Origin of the sequence: Synechococcales cyanobacterium T60_A2020_003 (assembly GCA_015272205.1) — a bacterium.
Taxonomy (GTDB): domain Bacteria; phylum Cyanobacteriota; class Cyanobacteriia; order RECH01; family RECH01; genus JACYMB01.
In genome coordinates, this window is the sequence record JACYMB010000057.1 from 1 (window position 1) to 6689 (window position 6689).

Below are 6689 nucleotides of genomic sequence, written 5' to 3' on the forward strand. Positions count from 1 at the left end.
AGGTTCTTATTCGTAACCCGTCTTGCCTATCCATCAGGCTAAGACGGGTTTTGTTTAGCGCATTGATATTTGGTTGGAGATAGGACCCGCAAGGGCGAAATGGAACTCTACAACAAGCTTTAAGTGGCAGTAAAGGAATAAGTCATCGTACATTGGGCATAGGCTTTAGGAGAAGTGATGTCAGGAATGCCGCCGTTCCGCAGGTCAATCCCAGAAAAAGCCATAATCTAAAGCTGCGACCTTTGCGCCAAGCGACCAGCGTCCCTGCTCCACCAATGATGCAATGGAAGGTGAGGAGCAGAAGCAGGAGTTGATTATTGGAGAGCGTCGAGACTAGATCCGTCAATGTATCCATGGCTTTTTCAGAGGAGAAATTAATTTGCGTCCGAGAGCAATCTGAGGCGTCTTCAAGCGCTATTGAGAATTCATTGTATTGATGTTTTGCCAGCCAGCAGATTTTCCTGTGATGTAGGTAGGCAAAAACAGTCAAATTTTAGAATAGCTCCGTATCCTAGCCCGCCGAGGTTAAGATGGGTTTACGAATCTGTAAAACTCGTTTTTTTGTTACAATTGGCTAAGTATCAATGATGAGGATTTACTATGCCTTATACAACCGAAGAAGGTGGTCGCCTGAATAACTTTGCTAAAGAACCCAAAATGTATGTTGCCGAGCCACCCAACAAAGTCCAGCAGCGCAACTATATTATTATGGGGCTTGGGGCGATCGCACTGATTGTAGGTTTACTCTCGGTTACTTTTGTTGTTTCTTAGTTCTGTTGGATCTTTTCCGATAAAAAAAATTTGGAAAATTGCATCTTTTTTATTGAAGTGGGTATAGCCCACTTTTTTAATGAAAATCGCCAGAAAATTGTAGCTCTTTCCTCTGTTTTTACCTTTCAAGCTGCTTCTGGATTAAGCTTGCTCATTTCCCAGGTGGCATAGGTACCAATGGGATTCCAAAGCAAATACGGCAAGAGCAACAATGCGGGTCCCATAGAGACTTGGGCAACCCAAATCGCCAGGATCACACCCAGCACACAACCTGCAAGTCCTAAGTAGGCACCTACAGATAAACGATGAGACCAGAACATGGCGGGAGTATACGCCACAATCACAAGTTCAAGTAAAAGATAAAAGCCCATCATTGCCCAGGTTTGGGGCTGGTTCGGATTGCTAACCCATACGGCATGGGCTGACCACGCTCCGCAGATCAACACAATCGTCCAAATCAATGGAATCAGGGGTTCAATCACGAGCCAACGGGGACGTTCAAGGCGGCGAAACCAGTTCACATCCTTTGGGCGAATTATATTTGCTGTCAACGCCACAAGCAGCGTGACGCCACCAATTACCATCCAAGGCTTAAGCATCGGTACACCTGGCGATCGCCATCATTTGTATGAATCGTTTCTATATGATCCGTCATGATCCGTCAGAACGTAATTGCGATTGTTACAAATCCAACCTCTGCCAGCATCCACTATTAGGCATAACGTGCGATCCGAGTACGCCGCACTACTGGGAGATGAATCCCGCTAATAGGAGGGGAATCAGTAGCGCGGCAGAAATAATCGCAATCACCGTAACGGGATCTAATTTGAGCGTATTTTTATCAGGATTGGGCATGGTGTATCACTGCGAAGCTTGTACTCTAATGCTACTGTACGGGCGATCGCCAACCGATAGGATGCATCAAGACGTTCAGCACCATTGAGCTGACTGTGGTAGACTTTCGGCTTATATTGTAAGTTTTCATTGTTCATGCCATGAGTGAGAAGCATCTGATGAAACAACTTTCATCGAAACACCGCTTCAGCACGCAACCAGGGAAGCTGAGGTCAATTATTCAAAGAAATTTGCAATGGATTACCCCTGTTCTGGTGATCCTTTTCGTGGTTGCAGTTCCAGCCACAGTGCTAGCTCAGGATACGGAAGCATCAACCCCTGGCCTAGTTAGTGCTATCGATAATGCGTTTTCCAGCATTGTCGGCTTCATGGCAAAGATCTTGTTTTTCAGTATTGGTGGGTTTCCGCTGATCGTGCTGTGGCTCTTTGTGGGAGCCATCTTTTTTACCGTGCGGATGGGATTCATCAACATTCGCGCCTTCAAACACGCCATTGACGTTGTGCGGGGTAAGTATGATGACCCTAACGATGAAGGCGAAGTCTCCCACTTCCAAGCCTTAGCGACGGCACTTTCTGGAACGGTTGGGCTTGGGAACATTGCTGGGGTAGCGGTTGCGATCGAACTTGGTGGCCCCGGTGCAATGTTTTGGCTCACCCTGGCGGGGCTATTTGGCATGACCAGCAAGTTTGTGGAGTGTACGCTGGGGGTTAAGTATCGTATTGAGCGCCCCGATGGTACGGTGGCGGGTGGCCCGATGTACACCCTCTCGCGTGGACTGGCTGGAATGGGCATGGCTCCCCTGGGTCGGGGATTAGCGGTGCTGTTTTCCGTGCTGTGTATCCTGGGTTCGCTCGGTGGTGCAAATATGTTCCAGTCGAACCAAGCCTATGCAGCGGTGGCTGGCTTGCTGCCAGGATTCCCCAACTGGGTGTTTGGATTAATCCTAGCAGCACTGGTAGCTGGGGTGATTATTGGTGGAATTCGACGAATTGGGGCGATCGCCGGAACGCTGGTTCCCGCAATGGCGGTGATTTACGTCCTGGGCTGTTTATGGATTATCCTTGCGAATTTGGGTGATGTTCCCGCCGCCATTACTACGGTTGTTACCGAAGCGTTTTCCCCTCGTTCTGTGACGGGCGGCATGGTGGGGGTAATGGTGCAGGGCATTCGCCGTAGCACCTTTTCCAACGAAGCTGGCATTGGTTCAGCGGCGATCGCCCACTCGGCAGCGCGGACGGATGAACCTGTGCGGGAAGGGATTGTGGCGTTGCTCGAACCGTTTATTGATACGGTCGTGATTTGTAATATGACAGCGATCGTTCTAGTGCTGACGGGAGCCTATCTTGAAGCTGGGGAAGAATTGGGCGGCGTCCAACTGACCTTAACGGCCTTTAGTACGATCAGCTCTTGGTATCCGGTTATTTTAATCGCAGCTATCTTTCTTTTTGCCTTTTCCACCATTATTTCGTGGAGTTACTACGGCGAGATTTCCTGGGGCTATCTCTTCGGGCAAAACACGGTGATCGCGTACAAGGTGTTGTATGTGGTCTGCGTCTTTATTGGTGCCATTGTAGGTCTAGGTGCGGTGATTGACTTTAGTGATCTATCGCTGCTGTCGATGGCGGTTCCCAATCTAATCGGGTGCTACTTTCTATCTGGTCAAGTTGCGGGAGATCTCAAAGCCTACATGGATCGGCTACGGTCTGGTGAAATGTTAACCTACGAGCAGCAACTAGCCAGCAGTTCGATGGGAGCAGATGTGGGTGAGTGATTTTAGCCGTTATCCCACGCTCCTGCATTGGCAATGCCGTATTCGGCGCGTAGAGATGCCAGCTCAGAATCCAGCACGGCTGCGACTTCGAGGTTGGCATCTATTTTTTTACGAACGGTGTGCCCTTGGCGAACACCTTGTCCGTAGAGGGTGCAGATTTGCCAGGGGGAGTAGTAGCGATCGCCATAGGTGCGTCCGAGGAGCGATCGCCCCAGGAGTTCCAGAAATACGCCGATGCTTTGCAGATAGAAATACCAGGGACGCTTCCAGGTTAGAGCAGTGAGGAGAAATCCGATCAGCCGCAGTTCTTGATCCAGTTCCGTACTGTATCCCGTGATGACGTGCATTGCATCGTGCTTGTGCAAATCAGCCCAGGGAATGCGAATCCATCCCACCCAGAGGTCTTGATTGTGCGTGAAGGTGGGATTTTGGGCGTAGTAATGTTCTAGTCCTTGGCGGAGGGTTAGACCCGATGTAGAGGATAGTTGGGGCATAGCTGTTTTGCAGGTTGAGAATTTTTGCCGTACTGCCACTATGGCGATTTTGAAACCCGGTTTTACCGATCGCATGATGGTTTGGTCAACTGTCACACGATACTGTCACATAGTTGAGATCCCTCGATTCGGGCATAGGGCGATCGCTCCCTCCTCCAACTGGGCGATCGCCCTATGCCATTGTGAAAAAGTGGCATAGGTTTTTGAAGAAGCTAGAGAGGACGTTCCATTTTGGGATCACGTTCCTTATTCGTCATTCTCTCCTATGCACAACGCTTACATCACTCACGTTGGTCAATTTCTACCGGGCGATCCGATCTGTAATGACGACATGGAAGCTTACTTGGGTTCCATTGGCGATCGCCCCTCTAAGGTTAGACGTCGTATTCTCCAGAGCAACGGCATTCAGCAACGCCACTACGCGATCGATCACCAGCAAAATACGCTCTTTTCCAATAGCCAAATGGCCGCCGCCGCCGTTCGGGACGCCCTGCACCGCGCCGATCTACCGCCCGAAGCGATTGATCTATTAAGCTGCGCGACGACCTGGCCGGATCTGCTCGTTCCCGGTTTTGCCTCAATGGTGCATGGAGAGTTACCGGAGTTTTCGCCCATTGAAGCCACAACCCACCAAGGGGTTTGCTGTGCAGGGGTAGCCGCTCTTAGCTACGCCACCAGTCAGGTGCAACTTGGGCGGAAACAGCGGGCGATCGCCGTTGCGTCAGAGTTTGCCTCGCGCCTTTTTAAACACACCAAGTTTGAGGCCGAAGCCGCTATCCAGGCTGGACAAAGTCTCTCCTTTGATACCGAGTTTCTGCGGTGGATGCTCTCGGATGGAGCGGGTGCAGTGCTGCTACAATCCCATCCCAGTCGCACAGGGTTGAGTCTGCGGGTGGACTGGATTGAACTCATCTCCCATGCCAACGCCTACCCGGTGTGCATGTATGCCGGAGTGGATGATCCGCACACCTTAAAAAGTTGGATGGATTATCCCAGTTATGCCGAAGCCGCATCGGATGGGGTGATCAATCTTCGCCAAAATATTCGCTTGCTGGATCAGGTGATCAAGCTCGGTGTGGAAGGATGGCTCAGACTTATTGCCCAAGGGCGCATTCACCCCAATGAGATTGACTGGCTCCTATGCCACTACTCTTCCCACTTTTTCCGGGGACAGATTGTGGATTTGCTCACCCAGGCCAATTGCATGATTCCGGAAGAAAGATGGTTCACAAACCTCTACACGCGAGGCAATACGGGCTGTGCGTCGATTTATCTGATGCTGGAGGAACTGTTCCACTCGGGTAAATTGCAACCGGGGCAAACGGTCTTTTGCTTTGTGCCCGAAAGTGGACGGTTCACGACTGCCTACATCAAACTCACGGTTGTTGAGGCTGTTTCATCTCCTCCATCGGTGACGTTGCCCAGGACTAAAGCCATTGATTCGGATCTTCTCCCGACATCTCTATCAGTAGAGCCTGAGAACTCGTCCACATCTGCCGAACTGTTGCAAGATTTGATGCGAGTGTGGCTCGAATTTGAGCGCAAGATTCGGTCTGTGCCGATTGTGCGTAAACTCCATCGCAATGAGTTCACCCTGGAGGATTACCAAGCGCTGCTGCGTAATTTGCGTCCTCAAGTGGTGGACGGGGCACGCTGGATTGCCCGTGCGGCATCAAATATGACGGACTTTCGGTTGCGATCGCTCTTTATTGGGCATGCTCAAGATGAACACCGAGATTTTCAAATGCTGGAACGCAACTATGTATCCGTTGGTGGGCGATTAGAGCATATTCAAAATGCTGAGAAGAACATCGGTTCTGAAGCGTTATCGGCATTTATCTTCCATCAAGCGTCTAAAGAGAATCCCATTGATCTGGTGGGCAGTATGTTCATTATTGAGGGATTGGGGAATCGGTTGGCTGGGGAATGGGCCGATCTCATTGGGCGATCGCTCTCCTTGCAGCCGGAGCAAATCTCTTTCTTGGCTTACCATGCCGATAATGACGACGCCCATCTTGGCAAAATTCAGAGCATTCTCAACGCTGAATGGATGACGCCCGATATTGCTCGTCGGATTGTCAAAACGGCTCAGGTTACGGCTCGGCTCTATGTGTTGCAACTGGAGGAAATCGCTGTATGACCCATCCTACGTCTATCCCGCCTAAGCACGATCGCCACAATCCCAGTATTTGGGATGCCCTCTTCTGGGATTCTAGTATTCCCGTAGATCCAGTAGCCAAAGCCTACATGATCCGAGATTTGCAGAATTGGAGCCGCAACTCTTTGCTGATTCCGATCCAACTCTTTGCCAACGTCATGCTGGCTTTGATTATGGTTGTGAAACGCCTATTACCGTTTCAGTTTCATGCCTACGGGTTGATGCACCGTTCAGCGGCTTGGTTCCTCAACACCTTTGTCACACCAGAAGCCAACTATCTGATCGTTCGTCACCTAAACCTGGGATCAAATATTGTGAACTTCTTGATTGATAATGGCCCAGATTTGGCGATCGCCCGTTCCACTCTCTATCCCCGCACCGTTAATGATTTGGCAGATAATGCCTTTCTCGAGCACGATCTAATTCTCTATAACTTCGTGCTGGACTACAGTGCCGCCCAAGTACAGAACCCCGACTGGTTAGAGGACGTCCACCGACGAGGATTAGACTACAGCAGCATTCGTCCTGTGGACCAGCCCTTTCAAGGTACTGTTTTATCTTCTTTAGATTTCGCTTCACTCAGCAATCGAGCAGTGGAGACGTGAGGTTTATCTTTTTGGCGTTTGGGTTTGGGGACTT

General features: G+C 50.2%; 7 protein-coding genes. 5 read left to right on the forward strand and 2 right to left on the reverse strand.

Going from position 1 to position 6689, the window contains the following annotated elements:
- Window positions 1-600 precede the first annotated feature (600 nt).
- A complete protein-coding gene (locus tag IGR76_03090) occupies window positions 601-771 on the forward strand; it encodes a ssl1498 family light-harvesting-like protein (GenBank protein MBF2077516.1) in 171 nt (56 codons plus the stop codon).
- A gap of 125 nt (window positions 772-896) precedes the next feature.
- Here the strand turns inward: IGR76_03090 and IGR76_03095 are convergent, their stop codons facing one another.
- The gene (locus IGR76_03095; GenBank protein MBF2077517.1) at window positions 897-1370 is read right to left on the reverse strand and encodes a tryptophan-rich sensory protein; all 474 of its coding nucleotides are present in this window, start codon (window positions 1368-1370) and stop codon (window positions 897-899) included.
- Between the two features lie 414 nt (window positions 1371-1784).
- Here IGR76_03095 and IGR76_03100 point away from each other — a divergent pair, with 414 nt between their 5' ends.
- Complete coding sequence (locus IGR76_03100) at window positions 1785-3398, forward strand: alanine:cation symporter family protein (protein ID MBF2077518.1); 1614 nt, start codon at window positions 1785-1787, stop codon at window positions 3396-3398.
- 2 nt (window positions 3399-3400) lie between these two features.
- Here IGR76_03100 and IGR76_03105 read toward each other — a convergent pair whose 3' ends face one another.
- Entirely contained in the window at window positions 3401-3892 is a 492-nt protein-coding gene (locus IGR76_03105) for a hypothetical protein (protein MBF2077519.1), read from the reverse strand.
- Between the two features lie 40 nt (window positions 3893-3932).
- Here IGR76_03105 and IGR76_03110 point away from each other — a divergent pair, with 40 nt between their 5' ends.
- From IGR76_03110 to IGR76_03120, 3 genes are all read left to right on the forward strand, one after another.
- A complete protein-coding gene (locus IGR76_03110; GenBank protein MBF2077520.1) occupies window positions 3933-4091 on the forward strand; it encodes a hypothetical protein in 159 nt (52 codons plus the stop codon).
- 66 nt (window positions 4092-4157) lie between these two features.
- Window positions 4158-6032, forward strand: coding sequence for a 3-oxoacyl-ACP synthase (locus tag IGR76_03115; GenBank protein MBF2077521.1), 1875 nt, complete (start codon window positions 4158-4160; stop codon window positions 6030-6032).
- A complete protein-coding gene (locus IGR76_03120; GenBank protein ID MBF2077522.1) occupies window positions 6029-6655 on the forward strand; it encodes a hypothetical protein in 627 nt (208 codons plus the stop codon). Before IGR76_03115 ends, IGR76_03120 begins: the two co-directional genes overlap by 4 nt.
- The last annotated feature ends 34 nt before the right edge of the window (window positions 6656-6689 follow it).

What these genes read in the sequence shown, in the direction of transcription:
- IGR76_03090 (MBF2077516.1), top strand. Translation starts at nt 601, where the DNA reads ATGCCTTATACAACCGAAGAAGGTGGTCGCCTGAATAACTTTGCTAAA.
- IGR76_03095 (MBF2077517.1), bottom strand. Translation starts at nt 1,370, where the DNA reads ATGCTTAAGCCTTGGATGGTAATTGGTGGCGTCACGCTGCTTGTGGCG.
- IGR76_03100 (MBF2077518.1), top strand. Translation starts at nt 1,785, where the DNA reads ATGAAACAACTTTCATCGAAACACCGCTTCAGCACGCAACCAGGGAAG.
- IGR76_03105 (MBF2077519.1), bottom strand. Translation starts at nt 3,892, where the DNA reads ATGCCCCAACTATCCTCTACATCGGGTCTAACCCTCCGCCAAGGACTA.
- IGR76_03110 (MBF2077520.1), top strand. Translation starts at nt 3,933, where the DNA reads ATGGCGATTTTGAAACCCGGTTTTACCGATCGCATGATGGTTTGGTCA.
- IGR76_03115 (MBF2077521.1), top strand. Translation starts at nt 4,158, where the DNA reads ATGCACAACGCTTACATCACTCACGTTGGTCAATTTCTACCGGGCGAT.
- IGR76_03120 (MBF2077522.1), top strand. Translation starts at nt 6,029, where the DNA reads ATGACCCATCCTACGTCTATCCCGCCTAAGCACGATCGCCACAATCCC.